The organism is Capillimicrobium parvum, assembly GCF_021172045.1.
In the GTDB taxonomy this organism is placed as follows: domain Bacteria; phylum Actinomycetota; class Thermoleophilia; order Solirubrobacterales; family Solirubrobacteraceae; genus Capillimicrobium; species Capillimicrobium parvum.
In genome coordinates, this window is the sequence record NZ_CP087164.1 from 737,059 (window position 1) to 754,200 (window position 17,142).

Here is a 17,142-nt window from a genome sequence, read left to right on the forward strand (position 1 = left end):
CGGCTGAGACCACGCCCGCGAGTCCCTAAGCTCGCCCGGTGGGCGACGACGAGCTGACCACCGAACAGCTGAAGGCGATCCAGGCCGACCGCGCTTCGTCCGAGGACGCCGAGGCGCAAGAGGCCGAGATGGAGAGCGACGAGCGCGTCCACCGCCGGCGGGCCGACAAGGCCGCCTATCTACGCGACAAGCTGGCCGAGCAGGCCGAGAGCGACCTGGAGGGGTAGCGGAGATGGACGATGGGATGCTGGAGCGCCTCGCCGACCTGATCGTCGGCGTGGGCGCCAACGTGCAGCCGGGTCAGGTCGTGGCTGTGGGCAGCGAGCCCGGCAAGGAGGCACTGACCCGCGCGATCGTGCGGTCCGCGTACCGCCACGGCGCGAAGTTCGTCGACGTGTCCGTCTGGGACCTGCACGTCAAGAAGGCGCGCATCGAGCTCTCGCGCGAGGAGGACCTCGACTTCGTGCCGCCGTGGTTCGGCCAGCGCATGCTCGCGCTCGGCGACATGCGCGGTGTGCGCATCGCCCTCAGCGGCCCGGTCGAGCCGACCCTGTTCGCGGGCCTGCCGCCCGAGCGCCTCGGCAGGGACCAGCTGCCGTTCGTCCCCGAGGCGATGAAGGTCGTCAACGACCGCACGGTCAACTGGTGCGTGGCGCCCTGCCCGACCGAGAAGTGGGCGAGCTTCGTTCACCGCGACCTCGAGCCCGCCGAGGCGCTCGCGCGCCTCGAGGAGCAGCTCGTGCACATCATGCGCCTCGACGAGGCCGACCCCGCCGAGGCGTGGCGCTCCCGCGTCGCCGCCATCGCGAGCGCGGCCGAGCGCCTCGACGAGCGCGGCTTCGACGCGATCCGGTTCCGCGGCGAGGGCACCGACCTGCGGGTCGGCCTGCTGCCGTCGTCCACATGGACCGGCGGCGCGATGGACACGGTCGGGGGCATCTCGCACATCGCCAACCTCCCGACCGAGGAGGTCTTCACCGCGCCCGACCCGCAGCGGGTCGACGGCGAGGTCCGCGCCACGAAGCCGCTCGTGCTCGGCGGGACCACGATCGAGGGGCTGCGCGTGCGCTTCGAGGGCGGGCGCGCGGTGGCGATCACGGCTGACACCGGCGGCGACGTTCTGGAGGCGATGACCCGCCGCGACGAGGGTGCCGCCCGCCTCGGCGAGCTGGCGCTCGTCGACCGCGAGGGCCGCATCGGCCCCATGGACACGGTGTTCTACGACACGCTGCTCGACGAGAACGCCGCGAGCCACATCGCGCTCGGCGCCGCCTACGAGCTCACCGTGCGCGACGAGGCCGACATCGACCGCATCAACCGCAGCGACATCCACATCGACTTCATGATCGGCTCGCCGGAGATCGAGGTCGACGGGCTGGAGGCCGACGGCAACGCGGTCCCGGTGCTGCGCGAGGGGGTCTGGCAGATCTGATCCGAAGCGAACCCTCGCTACGCTCTTTCGCGGCCGCGAGGCCCTGGAGAGGTGCCGGAGCGGTTGAACGGGCGGCACTGGAAATGCCGTGACGGGGGTCAACCTCGTCCGAGGGTTCGAATCCCTCCCTCTCCGCTGGCCCTCCCTGCTGCGGTGGGCCCAGCAGGCGCCCTCCCGCAGGACGACCGTCTGCGCCGCCCGCACCCGGCGCCGCCGCCTGGTGCACGGGCCACGGCGCTCTGGGAAGGATCCGCGGATGCGGCGCGGAGGTCAGCTCAGTAGCGAATCGTCAATTCCGAGTTGTCGGTGTTCCCGACGTTGTGGCTGGTGATGGACGTCACATGGCTGTAGCGGCCGATGCCGAACAGCCCGGTCGTGATGACCGAATCCTGAGCTTGCAGATCGAGCGGGAAGTTGGTCCCGTAGACGACGCCGTCGCGCAGCACGATGTCCGCGTTGCAGCGAGCGTGGGCGTTGACGTCGAGGATCGTGCAGACGATGTGGTCGTAGCCGAACACTGCCCTGGCGTGATGCGTGGCCGTACCCCTGTACAGGTGGTCGCCGCCCACGAAGTAGGCTCCCGGCCCAGGCGCCCCCGTCAGCGGGTTGCCGTTGGCGTCGAACGGGCCGCCCACCTGCGGGATCGGCTTGGAGAACAGGCGCAGCGTCTTGGCGCTGGCGACCGCAGGCATCGCCGTCAACGAGGCTGCGGATATGGCGAGTACGGCAAGGGACTTCTTCACGGCTACCCTCCTCAGGGTCGGTGAATGAGGAACCTGGCTGCCGGGATGCTCGACTTCGGGCTCGCTTGCCCGATCAGCGCGACAATACGCCGCAATCCCGGTCGAAGGCAAGCTGAGGTTTCAGGCGGCGTGGCGGCGAGCGGGGCGACCCCCGTTCCGTGCTCCGCCGGCTTCCCATCGGGATCTCGACCCACCGGGATCTCGCCCGAGGAGGTCATTCCCACGGCCGGCTTCCCATCGGGATCTCGACCCACCGGGATCTCGCCCGAGGAGGCCGTTCCCACCGTGGGACGAGGGCGAGGACGACGCGACGCAGTGGCGCGCGTCCAGGGGATCTGGCAGGATCGTCGCCCTCGACAGCCCGTATGCAAGGAGGCAGACGCGTGGCACCATCGGACGGGACGCTCTCGCGGCGTGGATTCATCGGCGGCGTCGGTGCCGCGGCGGCAGTCGGCGCGGGGCTCGGTGGTCTCGGCGGGCTCGCGGTGCCCGCGTACGCCGGTGCCGCGAACGAGGAGCCGTCAACCCCCGACGGGGCGCTGGCGGCGCTCATCGAGGGCAACCGCCGGTATCGCACCGGCAGATGGACCCGACGGGACTACTCGCCGGTTGGCGAGGAGCGCGCCAGCAAGCAGGCGCCGTTCGCCGCGATCCTGGCCTGCGCCGACTCGCGTGTGTCCCCGCCTCTGATCTTCGACGTCGAGCGCGGGAACCTCTTCGCCGCGCACGTGGCGGGCAACAGCATCGACGACGGCTCGGCGGGGAGCCTGGAATATGCGGTCGCGGTGCTGTCCGTGCCGCTGGTCATGGTGCTCGGCCACACCGACTGTGGCGCGGTGAAGTCGGCGATGGACGTCGTCTCCGGCAAGGCATCCTTTCCGAGCGAGACGTTCGGGTCGATCGGCGCCGTCGTCGACCCTGTCGTGCCCGCGGTCCAGAGCGTCCCTGAGCCGGAGCGCTCGCTCGACCACTGCATCGTCGCCAACGCGCGCGTGCAGGCCCACGCGCTCTCGATCCGCGGCCCGGTCCTGCCGCCCGCGATCCGCTCGGGGGCGCTGCGGATCGTCTCCGCGGTCTACCAGATCGCCTCGGGCCGGGTCGTGCTCGTCTAGCAGTCTGTTGATCTTCCTCTCGCGCGGCGGGGGAGGTTCAACAGCTCGTAGCGCGCCGGTCCTGGTCAGGACCGGGGCCACACAGACGTATGAGACACACGTGTCGCCAGGAGACGGACCCCGACAGGATGTCCAGAGGTCCCGGCCCCTGGCGCCACCCATCGGGGTCGCGACCGCCGGCGCGGCCGGCGCCCCGGAACCGCCGCCTCGTCGCGGCGGCGTGGTCGAGCATGACAGCTGCGGGCTGGTCCGCGTGCTGGCCATCCGCTGCGTCGCGCAGTCGGACCTGCGCCGGGTGGCCGCCATCGGCGGGGCCGGCATCGCCGCGCTCGGGCTGATCGGCCTCGTCGCGTTCCGCCGCCCCGGCATCGACATGCTCCAGTCGCTCGATCTGCGCGGCATGCGCCTGACCGTGCCCTCGCTCGTGTCGGGCGGACTACTGTTGGCAGCTGCGGCGATGTGCCTGCTGCTCGATACGCCTGCGCACACCGCCGAATCTGCTGAGCGGCGCATCGCTCCGTGGCTGCTCGCCCTGCTCGGCGTCGGCGAGATCGGGCGCCTGCACGAGCGCGCCGCCGGCGTGACCGGCAGTGCGGCGGTGTGGGCAGCGGTCGCGCTGGTGGCGGGCGTCGCGGCCTGCGAGGTGGTGGCGGTGTTCGCGCGCGGATCGGCGCGATACCTCCTCGCCGCCGGCGCGACGGCGTGGGCCGCTGCGCACGTGGCGAGCGCCCGGGCCTCGCACCCGGCGTGGCTCGACCTCGCGGGCCAGTTCCTCGACATCGTCGCCGCCGCGCTCATCGCGATGGCGCTGCTCATCGTCGCCAGGCGCGATCTGCGGCTGGGCCCCGCGCAGACCTGGGCGCGCAGCCGCTCGATCGCGGGGCTGCGCGTGCTCGCGAGCCTTGAGCCCCGGCGGGTCGCGGTCGTGCTCACCAGCTGCAGCGCCGCGCTCCTCGTCATGGGGTGGCTCGTGGAGGTCCAGCACGTCCCGCTTCAGGTGTTCGACCCGCGTGGCGAGCTCGGCCTCCCCGCGTGGTTCGACGTCACGATGCTCCTGAGCGCCGCCGGCCTCGTGCTGCTGCTGGGCCATCTCGGCGACGGCCGCCGCTGGCGCCTGTGGATGGCGGCGGTGTTCGCGACGCTGGCGATCGACGAGCTCATCTCCGTGCACGAGACGGTCGGGGGGCGCCTGGGCCTGGCCGGCGAGGGACAGCTCGTGTTCGCACCGCTGATCGTGGTCGCGTTCGCCGCGTGGCTGATGACCTTGCGGCGGATCTGGCCGATACCGGCGGCGCGCGCGCTGTTCATCGGCGGCGCGATCGTGTGGGTGACCTCACAGGCGATCGACGTCTACTACGGCGGCCTGCGGCCGGAGACGACGATCTCGGTGGTGATCGAGGACGTGCTCGAGGGCTGGGGCTCGGCGTTGTTCCTCCTGTCGCTCCTGCTGGCGGTCCAGGCGGCCATGACCGCGCCGTCCGGTGACGCGGCGGTTCAGTAGCTGAAGACCGTCGCCGGCTCGTCGCCGATCCATTCCCACAGCGGCGTGGCACCGGCGATGCGCGCGTTGGCGGCGAACTCGGTGCCGTCGAGGCCGCGTGCGGTCACGCAGATCGGGCAGACGAGCAGTTCACCTCCCCCGTCGGCGTACTGCTCGAACAGCCGCTCGATCGGCGGGCAACCCTCGCAGGGTGAGCCCGCGGCCTTGCCGGGGACTGCGAGGTGCACGGCGTCCTTGGTGAGGAACATCGCGACCTGCTTGCCCCGCGCGGTGGCGGCGCCCCCGACGAGGAACGCGATCATCACGCGCTCGGCGTCCTCGAGTCCGGTCGCGAGGTTGATGACGACCTTGCTGCTCATCGTTGCGGTCCTTTCCGCGCCGGCAGCGGGATGCTGGTGACGCTGTTCCTCTCGGTGTCGCAGGTGACGTCCACGCCCGACCGCGCGCCCGTCGGGCTCTGTCTACACCGCCGCGAGGAGGCTGTCCACCGCCCGCTGGTCCTCGATGCGACGTCGTTCCGAACGCGTCGAGTAGCGTGGGCCCATGTCCGTAGATGGATGCACGAACGAGAACATCCCGCGCGACGCGGCGAACGAGCTGCGGGTGCGCGACGTGATGGTGCGCCGTCCCAAGGCGCTGCCGGCGGACGCCGGCGTCGGCGAGCTGCGCGCGCTGTTCGCCAATCCGCACGTGCGGACGGCGCTGCTCGTCGACGGCGACCGGTTCGCTGGAACGGTCGAGCGCGATGCCGTGCCCGCGGACGTGGCGGACGGGGTGCCGGCGCGGGAGCTCGCCCGCCGCGACGTCGCGACGATCGGGCCGGACGAGCCGATGTCCGCGGCGCTGGCCCGCATGGACGCCGGCGGCGACCGCCGGCTCGTCGTCCTCGATCCCGATGGCGTCACGCTGCGCGGCCTGCTGTGCCTGACGAAGGACCGCGCCGGCTTCTGTCAGAGCGGCTGAGCGCGGCGCCGGCGGCGCTCGACGGGGCCGCCACGCCTCGATGAGCACCCGTCAGTCCGGAAGGGTGAAGCAGAACTCGCTGCCGCCGCCGTCGGCCGCCTCGACCCAGATGTGGCCGCCGTGCGCCTCGATCACCCGCCGGCACACCGCCAGTCCGATCCCCGTCCCGTCGGCGTCGGAGCGCCCGCGCGAGAACATGTCGAAGATCCGGCCGCCCTGGTCGGGGTCGACGCCGACGCCGTTGTCGCGCACGACCACGACCCACTCGGCGTGGCGGCGGCGGGCGAGGATCTCGACGCGGGGCGGCTCCTCGCCGCGGAACTTCACCGCGTTGCCGACGAGGTTCTGCAGCACGCGGCGCAGCTGACGCGGGTCGCCCTCGACCTCGGGCAGGTCGCCGATCTCGAGCGTGGCCGCGGCCTGCTCGAAGCGCGGCCCGAGGTCCTCGCCGACCTGCGCGACAAGGCCGCCGAGATCCACCGGCTCGCTGCGCAGCTCGCCGGCCCGCGCGTACTCGAGCACGCCGTCGATGAGCTCGTGGGCACGCTCCGCGCTCGCGCGCAGAAGCCCGAGCACCTCCGGTGCGGGCGGCTCGTCCGTGCGCCGCTCAAGCAGTCCGACCAGATGCCCGATGGCGGTGACCGGCTCGCGCAGGTCGTGCGCCACGAGGTCGGCGAAGTTGCGCAGCTCGGCCTCCGTCCGGCGCTGCTCCGTCACGTCGGTCATCACGATCAGCAGGCCGTCGCCGAGGCGCGCCACGCGCTGGATGAAGGTCCCGAGCATGTAGCCGTCGCCGAACGGCGTGTCGTAGACGATCTCGCGGATCGACGGACGGCCGGTCTCGCAGACCGACACGTACTCGCGAAACGCGCCGCCGTCGCCGCGCATCCGCGGCAGCGCCGCGAGCAGCGTGTAGCGGTCGCGCGTCGCCGCGGGCAGCCGGAACCGGCGCAGCATCACCGGGTTTCCGTAGCCGAGCGCGAAGTCCGCGATGCGCCCGTCGCCGTCACGCAACGGCCACAGGACGCCGACCGCGTCCGGGAAGCCCTCCAGCAGGCCGCGGAACCCGGCGGCGCCCCGCACGCCGAGGAGCGCCTCCAGCCTCGGGTCCGCGCCCCACCGCTCTACCTCGATGTGGGAGACACGCTCGACCACCGTCTCAGGATAGAGCGACGCCCGAGGCGCTCGCCACACCGGTCATTGTCGTCATCGGAACGCCGAGTCGCTCCCGTTCATCTGCTTCCGAGTAGGCCTGTCCGCGATCGCGGCTCCAGGATCTGCTCCGCCGTGCTGTCAACCCTGATGCGCAGGAGAGGAAGGTCATGACGACCGAGTCAACGGAGCGGATCCCGCTGCTCCCGGACGTGCAGCGGTTCGTCGATCGCAGCCACCGGCTGCTCATCGATGGAGCCTGGGTCGACAGCGCGTCCGGGCAGACGTTCGAGAGCGTCGACCCGTCGACGGGCGAGCGGCTGGCGACGGTCGCGTTCGCCGGGGAGCGCGACGTCGACCGTGCCGTCGACGCCGCGCGACGGAGCCTCTCGGGCCCGTGGGGGGCGATCGGCCCGGCCGATCGGGAGCGGATCCTCCATCGCCTCGCGGACCTGATGGAGGAGCACGCCGACGAGCTCGCCCAGCTGGAGTCGCTGGACAACGGCAAGCCGCTGGCGTTCGCACGGCTCGTCGACGTCGACCTCTCCATCAGTCACTTCCGGTACTACGCGGGCTGGCCCCGCAAGATCGCCGGTCAGGTCCTTCCCGTGTCGGTGCCGGACATGCACTGCCACACCCGGCTGGAGCCGGTGGGCGTCTGCGCGCAGATCGTGCCGTGGAACTTCCCGCTGCTCATGGCCGCGTGGAAGGTGGCGCCCGCGCTGGCTGCGGGTTGCGCGGTGATCCTCAAGCCCGCCGAGCAGACGCCGCTGACCGCGCTGCGGCTGGGCGAGCTCGCCCTCGAGGCCGGCGTCCCGGCGGGCGTGCTCAACGTGCTTTCCGGCGACGGGACCACGGGCGCCGCGCTCGTCCGGCACCTCGACGTCGACAAGATCGCGTTCACCGGCTCGACCGAGGTCGGGCGCGAGATCGGCGCGATCGCCGGACGCAACCTCAAGCGGGTCACCCTCGAGCTCGGCGGCAAGTCGCCGAACGTGATCCTGCCCGACGCGGACCCGGCAGCGGCGACGCGCGGCGCGTTCGAGGCGATCTACTTCAACTCGGGGCAGAGCTGCACGGCCGGCTCCCGGCTCTTCGTCCAGCGCGACCAGTACGACGATGTGGTCAGCGCGCTGGCCGACACGGCGCGCGCGACCGTTCCCGGTCCCGGGCTGGCTCCGGACACCTTCCTGGGTCCGGTGATCTCCGAAGGGCAGCGCGCCCGCGTGCTGGAGTACGTCAACGCCGGCACGGCCGAGGGAGCGGAGCTGGTCGCGGGCGGCAGTGCGGTCTCCGGTCCGGGCTACTTCGTCGAGCCGACGGTCTTCAGCGCCACCTCGGACGACCTGACGATCGCTCGCGAGGAGATCTTCGGACCCGTCGTCGTCGCCCTGCCCTACGACGATCTCGACGAGGTCATCGAGCGCGCCAACGCCACGCGGTACGGGTTGGCGGCCGGCATCTGGACCACCGACCTGCGCGCCGCGCACCGGTTCGCCGACAAGGTCCGGGCCGGATCCATCTACATCAACTGCTGGCAGCCGAGCGACGCCGCCGCGCCCTTCGGCGGCGTCAAGGACTCGGGCGTCGGCCGCGAGCACGGCTACGAAGGGCTCTCGCAGTACCTGGAGAGCAAGACCGTCTGGACCAATCTGGGAGCGGACAATGCCTGACATCGATGTCGTCGTGGTCGGCGCGGGCTTCGCGGGGCTCGTCGCCGCGCGTGAGCTGTCGTCGCACGGCGTCGAGGTGATGGTCCTCGAGGGGCGCGATCGCGCAGGCGGGCGAACCTGGGTGGACGAGCGGCTCGGCACCGAGCTGGAGCTGGGCGGGACGTGGGTGCACTGGCTGCAGCCGCACGTGTGGGCCGAGATCAACCGCTACCGCGAGCCGGTGCAGATGACCGGCACGGCGGTGGGGGTCGAGATGAGCTGGCTCGTGGACGGCGACGTGCGCACCGGCTCGGCCGAGGCCGCCGGATCGCTGGTGGACGAGGCGCTGCGCCGAGTCTTCGAGGGCAGCCGCGACCACTTCCCCACGCCCTATGCCGATCCCGCCGGCTACGAGCTCGCCGACGATCTGGACGACCAGTCGGCGGGCGACGCCGTCGACCGCCTCGGCCTTGACGAGGACGCCTACGCGCTGGCGGACGCACTCCTGTCGGCGACGCTGAGCGCCCGGATGCACGACGCGTCGCTGACGCAGCCCATGCGCTGGACGGCAGCCTCCGGGCACGACTGGGCGAACATGTTCGAGGCTTCGTCGGCATACAAGCTCGCCGGCGGCACCCGAGGGCTGATCGACGACATCGCGGGCGACGTCCGCGGCGAGATCCGCCTCAGCACGCCGGTCGCGGCCATCGAACGCAGCGGAACCGGCCTGACCGTCCATACGCGCGGCGGCGAGACGATCGCCGCGAAGGCGGTCGTCGTCACCGTGCCCCGCAACGCCCTGCGCGGCATCGACGTCCGGCCCGCGCTGTCGGACGCGAAGCGTCGCGTCATCGACGAGGGTCCCGCCGGCATGGGCGTCAAGGTCTGGGCTCGCGTGCGCGGCGACCTGACCGGATGGTCCGGCTATGCGCCGTCCGGCTCCCCGCTGAACTACTGCGGCTACTACGGCAAGATCGGGACCGACAGCCTGCTCGTCGGGTTCGGCCCGAGCGCGGACCTCCTCGACATCGAGGACCTCGACGCGGTGACCCGCGTCATCCGGGCGTGGCGGCCGGAGATCGAGGTGCTCGCCTGCGACGGCCATGACTGGGTGGACGACGAGTTCAGCCGGGAGACGTGGCTGGTGCAGCGACCGGGCCAGCACCGGTATCTCGAGGCGCTCCAGCAGGCGGAGGGCGGGCTCTTCCTCGCCGGAGCGGACTACGCGTCGGGCTGGACCGGCTACATCGACGGCGCGGTCGAGAGCGCGATGGTCGTCGCGTCCCGGATCAGAGACCACATAGGCGTACCGGCCCCCCGGCCGTCCGTGCCGACACACGGAGCGCGGTCATGACGCGCGACATCGACGTGATCATCGTCGGCGCGGGGTTCGCGGGGCTGATCGCCGCGCGGGAGCTGTCCTCGCGCGGCATCGAGGTGCTGGTCGTCGAAGGCCGCGACCGCCTCGGTGGACGCACCTGGGTGGACGATCGGCTGGGCACGCGGCTGGAGATGGGCGGGACCTGGGTCCACTGGCTCTCGCCGCACGTCTGGTCGGAGATCACCCGCTACGGCGCGTCGATCGTCGAGACCGGCACCGGCATCGCCCGGGAGATGACGTGGCTCGTGGACGGCGAGCCGCGCAGCGCACCGGCGGAGGAGGCGGCGCCCCTGCTCGACGAGGCGATGAACCGGTTGTGGGGGGAGTCCCGCACGTACTTCCCGTATCCGTACGCCGATCCGGCGACCTACGAGGTGCCCGAGGCGGTCGACGCGCGCTCCATCGGCGACGTCATCGACGAGATGCATCTCGACGAGGACGCGTACGCGCTGGCCGAGGGGATGATGTCGGCGATGTTCAACGCGCCGATCCACAGCGTCGGCGTGACCCAGGGCCTGCGGTGGACGGCGGCCGCCGGCCACGACTGGGCGACGATGTTCGAGGTCTCCTCGCTGTACAAGCTCGTGGACGGCACGCGCGGCCTCGTCGACGCCATCGCGGCGGACGTCCGCGGTGACATCCGCCTGAACGTCCCGGTCGCTGCCGTCGAGCGCAACGGGCAGGGGTTCGCGGTCGAGACGCGGTCCGGGGAGCGCCTGACCGCCCGCTCGGTGATCCTCACCGTCCCGCGCAACGCGGTGAGCGCCATCGACATCCGGCCGGCGCTCGATCCCGGCAAGCGGCAGCTGCTCGACGAGGGCTGCGCCGCCCTGGGCACGAAGGTCTGGATGAAGGTCCGCGGCGACCACACGGGATGGTCGGCGTACGCGGACGGGTCCCTGGGCCTGAGCTGGTGCGGGTACTACGGACCCGCGGACGGCGATTCCATGCTCGTGGGCTTCGGGCCGAGCACCGAGCTGCTCGACGTCACCGACCTGGAGCAGGTCCGGGCGGTGATGGCGCGCTGGCGGCCGGAGCTCGAGATCCTCGAGTGCACCGGCCACGACTGGGTCGCCGACGAGTTCAGCCGGCAGACGTACCTGGTCCAGCGTCCGGGCCAGCACCGCGGCCTCCGGGCGCTCCAGCGACCGGAGGACGGTCTCTTCCTGGTCGGTTCGGACTACGCCTCGGGCCTCGGGGGCTATATCAGCGGGGCGATCGAGAGCGCGTATGAGAACGTGCCACGAGTGATGCGCCACCTCGGCGCGGAGAGGACACGATGACCCAGGCTGAGGACGCGTCCCGGGGCGCGCGCCGGTTCGCCGGCAAGACGGCGTTCGTGACCGGCGCGGGATCGGGCATCGGTCGGGTCACGGCTCGCCGGCTGGCGAGCGAGGGCGCGAGCGTGGCCTTCCTGACGCGCTCGGAGGACCGCTGCGCCGACTGTGAGGCGGAGCTCGAGGCGCTGGGAGGCGGCGTTCTCGGCATGGTGGGCGACGTGGCTCGCGCCGAGGACGTCGAGCGCAGCGTGCAGCGCGCCGTCGCCGAGTTCGGCGGGATCGACATCGCCGTCGCCAACGCCGGCGTCCCGAGCGACCCGCGGACGATCGTCGACACGACGATCGAGGACTGGGACAGGACGATCGCGGTCAACCTGTCGGGCGTCTTCTACACGGTCAAGCACGCCATCGGGTCCATGCTCGAGCGCGGCGGGGGGGCGATCGTGATCGTCGGCTCCGACGTGTCGGTCATCGGCTGCCAGAGCCTGCTCGCCTACACCGCCTCCAAGCACGGCCTCGTCGGGCTCACGCGCTCGCTGGCGCTGGACCACGGCCCGGAAGGGGTGCGCACGAACATCGTGTGCCCCACGTCGGTGTCGACCGAGATGATGAGCAACCTCGCCGAGGCGGAGCCCGAGATCGCGCAGGCGTGGATCGACTCGGTGCCGCAGGGGCGCATGGCCACTCCCGAGGAGGTCGCGGCGGCGATCTGCCATCTCGCCTCGGATGAGGCCAGCTTCACGAACGGGCTGATCTACACGGTCGACGGCGGCGTGACGGCCGGGAACTTCAGCAAGCCGCAGTAGGCGCGGGGAAGTCCGTCAATGGGGGCTGAGCCCGTTCACCGCCGCGGTGCCGTTGCGCGCGTACAGGTCGTGCAGGCGCAACGCGAGGGCCAGCTCGTCCTTGCGCGACAGGATGCTGCATCCGATCTGCTTCTCGATCGTGGCCAGCCGGTAGCTCACCGTCCGCTCGTGGACGCCGAGCGCCGCCGCGGCCGCGGCCCCGTTGTGGCCGGTGGCGAAGTACGCGCGCAGGGTCTCGCGCAGGGCCCGGCTGCGCTCGTCGGCGCCGTTCAGCTGGCCGAGCTGCCGCGCGGAGAACTCCTTCGCGAGGCGGATGTCGTTCGTCACGAGCGCTTCGAGCTGGACGTCGCGGTAGAGCGTGACGGCGCGGTCGGTCCCCATCGCCACGCGGAACGCGAGCATCGCCTCGCGATGGGTCTGGCGAAAGCCGGTGACGCCGGTCGCCAGATCGCCGATCGCGACCTGCGTGCCGGCGGGCACGGCCAGCCCGCGCAGGGCGCTGTGGGCGGTCTCGTCCAGGCCCTGGGCGCTGTGCCACGACCAGATCGAGGCTCCGGTCGGCGCGGGGGCGGCGAGCGTCGCTCCGCCGATCCGCGCGGTCATCGCCCCGATCGCGCCATCGGGATCCCGGCCCCAGGCGATCGCGCCGACGTGCGTGCCGGCCACCGGATATCCGAGATCCTCCTCGTCGACGGGGATGTCGTCGAGCATCTGGCGGATCAGCGTCACGCGCCGCAGGTCACGGATGCGCATCACGCGGTCGCGCTCCGCGGCGTGGACGCGCTCGAGCTCCGTCGCGGCGTGGTCGAAGTAGTCGAACAGGTAGCGCGAGACGACCAGCACCAGGCGCTGCCTGCGCTCGGCGGGCAGGTCCCAGGTTCCGATCTCCGTGTACAGGAGCTCCCACCAGCGGCTGAGCAGCACGTTGCAACCGCGCTGGAAGACGACCCAGGGAACGCCGGTCCGCGCCGCGATCTTCGCCTCCTCCACCGACGAGGCGGTGGGATCGGGCAGGGTGAGGCCGTCGCCGATCCCCGCGGCCAGGTCGCGCAGGACGACGCTCGTGGCGTCGCGGGCCTGTGCGGCCAGCGACGGGTCGGCGTCGTCGAAGTACTCGGGGACCCGCTCGATCAGCCGGTTCATCGCGTCGTCCACGATCTCGTCGCGCTGCGCGTCGAGCCACGTGGCGACCGAGCGCAGATCGTCTCGAAGATGGGACATGCGACACATGATGCTTCGGTCTCTTCGCGTACGTCAAGAGACTGTCGAGCATCCGGAGAGGAGACGAAGTGACGCTGGATACGACGGAGGTCGCGTTCGTGACCGGAGCAGGCTCCGGTATCGGCGCGGCGGTGGCCACGCGACTCGCCGCACGGGGAGCCGCGACCGTGCTCTTCGACGTCTCGCGCGACGGCCTGGACCGCACGAGCACCGCGATCCTGGCCGCCGGGGGCGACGCGATGCCCATCGGCGGGGATGTCAGCGACGACGACAGCGTCGCCGCGGCGGTCGGCGCCGCGCTCGACCGGTACGGCGCGCTCGACACCGTCGTCACGTGCGCCGGCATCGAGGGCGACATCGTCCCGGTGGCCGACATGACGGTGCAGAACTGGCGACGCGTCCTCGACGTCAACCTCACGGGCACCTTCCTGACCGCGCGGCATACGATCCCGAGCCTCGTCGAGCGCGGGGGCGGCTCGTTCGTCGCCGTCAGCTCAGACGGCGGCGTCAAGGGGACGGAGGGCTTCGGGGCGTACTGCGCGAGCAAGCACGGCGTCGTCGGGCTCGTGCGGTGCCTGGCGCTCGAGTACGCGCGCCGGGGCGTCCGCAGCAACGCCGTGCTCCCGGGCTTCATCGAGACGCCGATGTCCGACCGCTTCCTCAGCGGCCTCGAACCGGCCGAGATCGACCGGTTCCTGGCCGCCGTGCCCGCCGGCCGCTTCGGCAAGCCGGAGGAGGTCGCGGCCGCCATCGCGTTTCTGGCCTCGGACGAGTCCGCCTACACCAACGGGCATCTCTACGTCATGGACGGCGGCACCTCGGCGGGTGACCTCGGATGACCGCGGCACGCTCCGCCGGCGATCGGACGACGAAGCGGCGCGATCGGGTGGCGCTGGTCACCGGTGGCGGTTCCGGCATCGGCGAGGCGACCGTGCGCAGGCTGGTCGCCGACGGCGCCACCGTGGCGGTGCTCGACGTCCGGGAGGCCGAGGCCGACCGCGTGGTGCAGTCCCTGCCCGCGGGATCCGGCTGGGCCGTCGGATGCGACGTGTCTCGTCCCGCCGAGGTCGATGATGCGGTGCGCAAGGTCATCGAGCTCGCCGGTGGGCGCCTGGATGCCGTCGTCAACTGTGCCGGGATCGGGACGGAGGGGTCGATCGGGGATCTCGAGCTCGATGACTGGCACAGAACGCTGGCGGTCAACCTCACCGGGCCGATGCTCGTCATTCGTGCGGCCCTGCCGGCGCTGACCGCCGGCGGCGCGGGATCGGTCGTCAACATCGCCTCCGCCGCCGGCCGGCGGGCGATCGCGGGCTTCGCCGCGTACAGCGCCTCGAAGGCCGGGCTCATCATGCTCACCCAGCAGGCGGCAGTCGACTACGGGGCCGCCGGCGTTCGGTTCAACGTCATCTGTCCCGGGTGGGTGCGCACCGCGATGAGCACCGCCGACATGGAGGCGGTCAAGCAGATGCGCGGCGGAACGACGGAGGAGGCGTTCACCTGGGTCAGCCGCCACACCCCGCTGCAACGGGTCTCGGACCCGAGTGAGATCGCGAGCATCGTCGCCTTCCTGGCCGGCGCCGACTCGTCCTACGTCTCCGGCGCCGTCATCGCCGCCGACGGCGGCTCGAGCGTCATCGAGGTGTCGACCCTGATGACCTGACCGCAGCGCCGTTGGGTGCCGGGGCCGGGGATTCGGTCGGGTCCAGCAGGTCGATGCCCAGGCTGCGGAACAGGTCCAGCAGACCGAACGCGATCCGCAACTCGAACTTGACGTCGGGGTCGGACGGGTCTCGGCCGATGACCTGGGCCGCACGCTGCAGGCGGTAGCGCAGCGTGTTCTTGTGGACGAAGCACGCGTTGGCGGTCGCGGCGACGTTCCCGTCGGCGGCGATGAACGCTCGGAGCGTGGTGAACAGCTCGGTGCGCCCATCGCCGTCGTATCGGGAGATCGCGGCAAGCTCGCCCGCGACGATCGAGCGCAGGCGAACGAGATCGGGCGCCTCGAGGACGAAGCGGAGGGGCCCGAGCTGTTCGGCCTGCAGGATGCGGCTGGCCCGGCCGTCGCCGCGGGCGAGCATGGCGCAGGCGACAGCCTGGCGGTGGGCGACGCCGAACTCGCCGGTCAGCTCACCCACGCCGATGGCCACGTGACCTCCGGTGCCCTCCACCGCGCGGCTGATCGCGTGCAGCACCGGCGCGGACGTCGTCCCGTCGGGATCGTCGGGCGTGGCCAGCAGCACGTGGTCGCCGCGCAGATGCACGAGCGCCGCGTCCCGGTGGACGAGCGTGCGACCCGTCGCGCGGCGCACCAGCGACAGGAGGTCGGCGCCGGCAGGCGCCGCGTCGTCACCGGACGCGGGCGTCACGGCGATGACCCGATGCGGGCGCGACAGGTCGATCCCGTGGCGGCGCGCGCGGGAGACGAGGGTCGCCGGAGTCGGCACCGGCGCGTCGAGCAGCTCGTTGAGCAACTCGCCCTGCAGCCGCCATTCGACGTCCTGCGCGGCGCGCTGCTTGACCAGCTCGAGCGCCAGCACGGTCGCGCCGTGCTCCACCGTGTTGGCCTGGAGCGCCGTCAGGTGCTCGACACCGAGCACGGTCAGGCGGCCGAGCTCCTCCTCCCCGACGATCGGGAAGCTCAGCGCGGGCTGCTCGAGGTCGCCGCCGTCCGGCTCGAGCGATCCGTCGGCGCGGCAGCAGACGCGATGCGGCTCGACGACGTCCTGCGTGAGCGTGACCGCCGCGTTCAGCAGCCGGGCCAGCCCGGCGACGATGTCGGCCAGCCCGGCGCCGGCAAGTGCGGCGTCCGTCAGAGCACGGTGCGCTGTGGAGGACTGCTCGAGCAGCCGGTTCTTGCGCTGCAGGTCGGCATAGAGGCGCCCGTTCTCGACCGCGACCGCGCCCTGCGCCGCGAGCGCGCCGGTCAGCGCCGCCGCTGCCGCCGAGAAGTCGACGGCGTGCCGGCTGCCGACGTAGAGCGCGCCGATGACCTTGTCGCCGGTGAGCATCGGCGCACAGAGCATCGAGCCGATGCCCTCGCCGAGGACGGCGGCGCGGATGAGCCGTGGCGACGGCGGGCTGTCGGCCCGGTAGTCGGGCACGACCACCGGCCGGCGTGAGGCCACCACGAGGCCGCCCACGCCCTCGCCGAGCCGCAGCTGCATCTCCATGAACCGCCGCGTCCGCGCCCCGGACGCGACGCTCATGTCCAGCGTGCCCGCCTCCTCGTCGACCAGTCCCATCCACGCGACGTCGGTGCCGACCAGCTCGCGGGCGCGCTCGACGATGAGGTGCAGCACCTTCTCGACGTCGGCCTCCTGGGCCTGGATCTGCATCCCGATCTGCACGAGGGCCTCGTAGGACGCGGTGCGCCGCGCCTGGGACTCGATCCGCTCGAGCAGCAGCCCGAGGTGATAGGCGAACACCGGCATCAGCACCCGGGCGTCGCGCGGGCGGCCGGTGCTGCCCGTGAACGTGGCCACGAGCACGCCGCGCGGCCGGCCCGCGGCATCGCGCACGGGTTCGATGCGGCGCATGGGCGACATGCGCTCCAATCGCAGCCGCCGCACGGCGCTCTCGTCGCCGACGCCGATCGCGGCCAGCCACGTCTCGGCCATCGAACGGGCGCGATCGTCGCTGATCCCGTTGCTCGCCACGACCTCGGGCGGCCCGGTTGCCGTCGTCAGCCACGCGAACGCGCAGAAGTCGGCTGCGAGCACGGTGCGGGCGGCCTCGAGCGCAGAGCGCGCGACCGCCCCGATCATCATCTCGTTGTCGCCGGGCGCCCACGGCTCGCCGGTGGGCACGATCTCCTCCATGGGCCTCTCCTCGGCAGCGACGGTATCACGGCCGTTTCGTGCGCCTGACCCAATGAACGCCGGAGAGTTAGTACGCAC

At 72.1% G+C, this 17,142-nt stretch carries 16 protein-coding genes and 1 tRNA gene; 12 read left to right on the top strand and 5 right to left on the bottom strand.

All coding sequences use genetic code 11. The annotated features are described in order from the left end of the window. Positions 1 to 38 precede the first annotated feature (38 nt). From DSM104329_RS03665 to DSM104329_RS03675, 3 genes are all read left to right on the top strand, one after another. Positions 39 to 227: a hypothetical protein gene (locus tag DSM104329_RS03665; RefSeq protein WP_259314040.1), complete on the top strand. Its 189-nt coding sequence runs from the start codon at positions 39 to 41 to the stop codon at positions 225 to 227. Between the two features lie 5 nt (positions 228 to 232). Next, positions 233 to 1,432, top strand: coding sequence for an aminopeptidase (locus DSM104329_RS03670; RefSeq protein ID WP_259314041.1), 1,200 nt, complete (start codon positions 233 to 235; stop codon positions 1,430 to 1,432). 45 nt (positions 1,433 to 1,477) lie between these two features. After that, positions 1,478 to 1,567 (top strand) — tRNA-Ser (locus tag DSM104329_RS03675). 140 nt (positions 1,568 to 1,707) lie between these two features. Here the strand turns inward: DSM104329_RS03675 and DSM104329_RS03680 are convergent. Beyond that, positions 1,708 to 2,175: a hypothetical protein gene (locus DSM104329_RS03680; protein ID WP_259314042.1), complete on the bottom strand. Its 468-nt coding sequence runs from the start codon at positions 2,173 to 2,175 to the stop codon at positions 1,708 to 1,710. 383 nt (positions 2,176 to 2,558) lie between these two features. Between DSM104329_RS03680 and DSM104329_RS03685 the strand changes: the two genes are divergently transcribed. Then, positions 2,559 to 3,287: a carbonic anhydrase gene (locus DSM104329_RS03685; RefSeq protein WP_259314043.1), complete on the top strand. Its 729-nt coding sequence runs from the start codon at positions 2,559 to 2,561 to the stop codon at positions 3,285 to 3,287. A 220-nt stretch (positions 3,288 to 3,507) separates the two neighbouring features. After that, entirely contained in the window at positions 3,508 to 4,788 is a 1,281-nt protein-coding gene (locus DSM104329_RS03690; RefSeq protein WP_259314044.1) for a hypothetical protein, read from the top strand. Here the strand turns inward: DSM104329_RS03690 and DSM104329_RS03695 are convergent. Then, positions 4,782 to 5,147, bottom strand: a complete 366-nt coding sequence (locus DSM104329_RS03695; RefSeq protein ID WP_259314045.1) for a DsrE family protein — start codon at positions 5,145 to 5,147, stop codon at positions 4,782 to 4,784. The genes DSM104329_RS03690 and DSM104329_RS03695 overlap by 7 nt on opposite strands. Positions 5,148 to 5,331: 184 nt before the next feature. Here DSM104329_RS03695 and DSM104329_RS03700 point away from each other — a divergent pair, with 184 nt between their 5' ends. After that, positions 5,332 to 5,751: a CBS domain-containing protein gene (locus DSM104329_RS03700; protein WP_259314046.1), complete on the top strand. Its 420-nt coding sequence runs from the start codon at positions 5,332 to 5,334 to the stop codon at positions 5,749 to 5,751. Between the two features lie 51 nt (positions 5,752 to 5,802). Here the strand turns inward: DSM104329_RS03700 and DSM104329_RS03705 are convergent, their stop codons facing one another. Then, positions 5,803 to 6,906 carry a sensor histidine kinase gene (locus tag DSM104329_RS03705; protein WP_259314047.1) on the bottom strand — a complete coding sequence of 368 codons (1,104 nt, stop codon included), beginning with the start codon at positions 6,904 to 6,906 and terminating at the stop codon, positions 5,803 to 5,805. Positions 6,907 to 7,073: 167 nt separating this feature from the next. Here DSM104329_RS03705 and DSM104329_RS03710 point away from each other — a divergent pair, with 167 nt between their 5' ends. Genes DSM104329_RS03710 through DSM104329_RS03725 form a run of 4 tightly spaced genes read left to right on the top strand, consistent with a single transcriptional unit; the run spans position 7,074 to position 12,022 of the window. Next, on the top strand, positions 7,074 to 8,576 hold the full coding sequence (locus tag DSM104329_RS03710; protein ID WP_259314048.1) for an aldehyde dehydrogenase family protein: 1,503 nt from the start codon (positions 7,074 to 7,076) through the stop codon (positions 8,574 to 8,576). Then, positions 8,569 to 9,909 (top strand): flavin monoamine oxidase family protein, encoded by a 1,341-nt coding sequence (locus DSM104329_RS03715; protein ID WP_326924478.1) that lies wholly within the window; start codon positions 8,569 to 8,571, stop codon positions 9,907 to 9,909. The genes DSM104329_RS03710 and DSM104329_RS03715 overlap by 8 nt, the downstream gene beginning before the upstream one ends. Then, on the top strand, positions 9,906 to 11,219 hold the full coding sequence (locus DSM104329_RS03720) for a flavin monoamine oxidase family protein (protein WP_259314049.1): 1,314 nt from the start codon (positions 9,906 to 9,908) through the stop codon (positions 11,217 to 11,219). The genes DSM104329_RS03715 and DSM104329_RS03720 overlap by 4 nt, the downstream gene beginning before the upstream one ends. Then, positions 11,216 to 12,022, top strand: coding sequence for an SDR family NAD(P)-dependent oxidoreductase (locus DSM104329_RS03725; protein WP_259314050.1), 807 nt, complete (start codon positions 11,216 to 11,218; stop codon positions 12,020 to 12,022). The genes DSM104329_RS03720 and DSM104329_RS03725 overlap by 4 nt, the downstream gene beginning before the upstream one ends. A 15-nt stretch (positions 12,023 to 12,037) precedes the next feature. On the opposite strand, the gene DSM104329_RS03730 is transcribed toward DSM104329_RS03725, so the two are convergent. After that, entirely contained in the window at positions 12,038 to 13,243 is a 1,206-nt protein-coding gene (locus DSM104329_RS03730) for a PucR family transcriptional regulator (RefSeq protein ID WP_259314051.1), read from the bottom strand. 68 nt (positions 13,244 to 13,311) lie between these two features. Here DSM104329_RS03730 and DSM104329_RS03735 point away from each other — a divergent pair, with 68 nt between their 5' ends. Both DSM104329_RS03735 and DSM104329_RS03740 read left to right on the top strand, forming a co-directional pair. Beyond that, positions 13,312 to 14,082, top strand: a complete 771-nt coding sequence (locus DSM104329_RS03735) for an SDR family NAD(P)-dependent oxidoreductase (protein WP_259314052.1) — start codon at positions 13,312 to 13,314, stop codon at positions 14,080 to 14,082. After that, on the top strand, positions 14,079 to 14,906 hold the full coding sequence (locus tag DSM104329_RS03740) for an SDR family NAD(P)-dependent oxidoreductase (RefSeq protein WP_259314053.1): 828 nt from the start codon (positions 14,079 to 14,081) through the stop codon (positions 14,904 to 14,906). Before DSM104329_RS03735 ends, DSM104329_RS03740 begins: the two co-directional genes overlap by 4 nt. Here DSM104329_RS03740 and DSM104329_RS03745 read toward each other — a convergent pair. After that, entirely contained in the window at positions 14,878 to 17,064 is a 2,187-nt protein-coding gene (locus DSM104329_RS03745; RefSeq protein ID WP_259314054.1) for a helix-turn-helix domain-containing protein, read from the bottom strand. The two genes, DSM104329_RS03740 and DSM104329_RS03745, sit on opposite strands and share 29 nt — an antisense overlap. Positions 17,065 to 17,142: the final 78 nt, after the last annotated feature.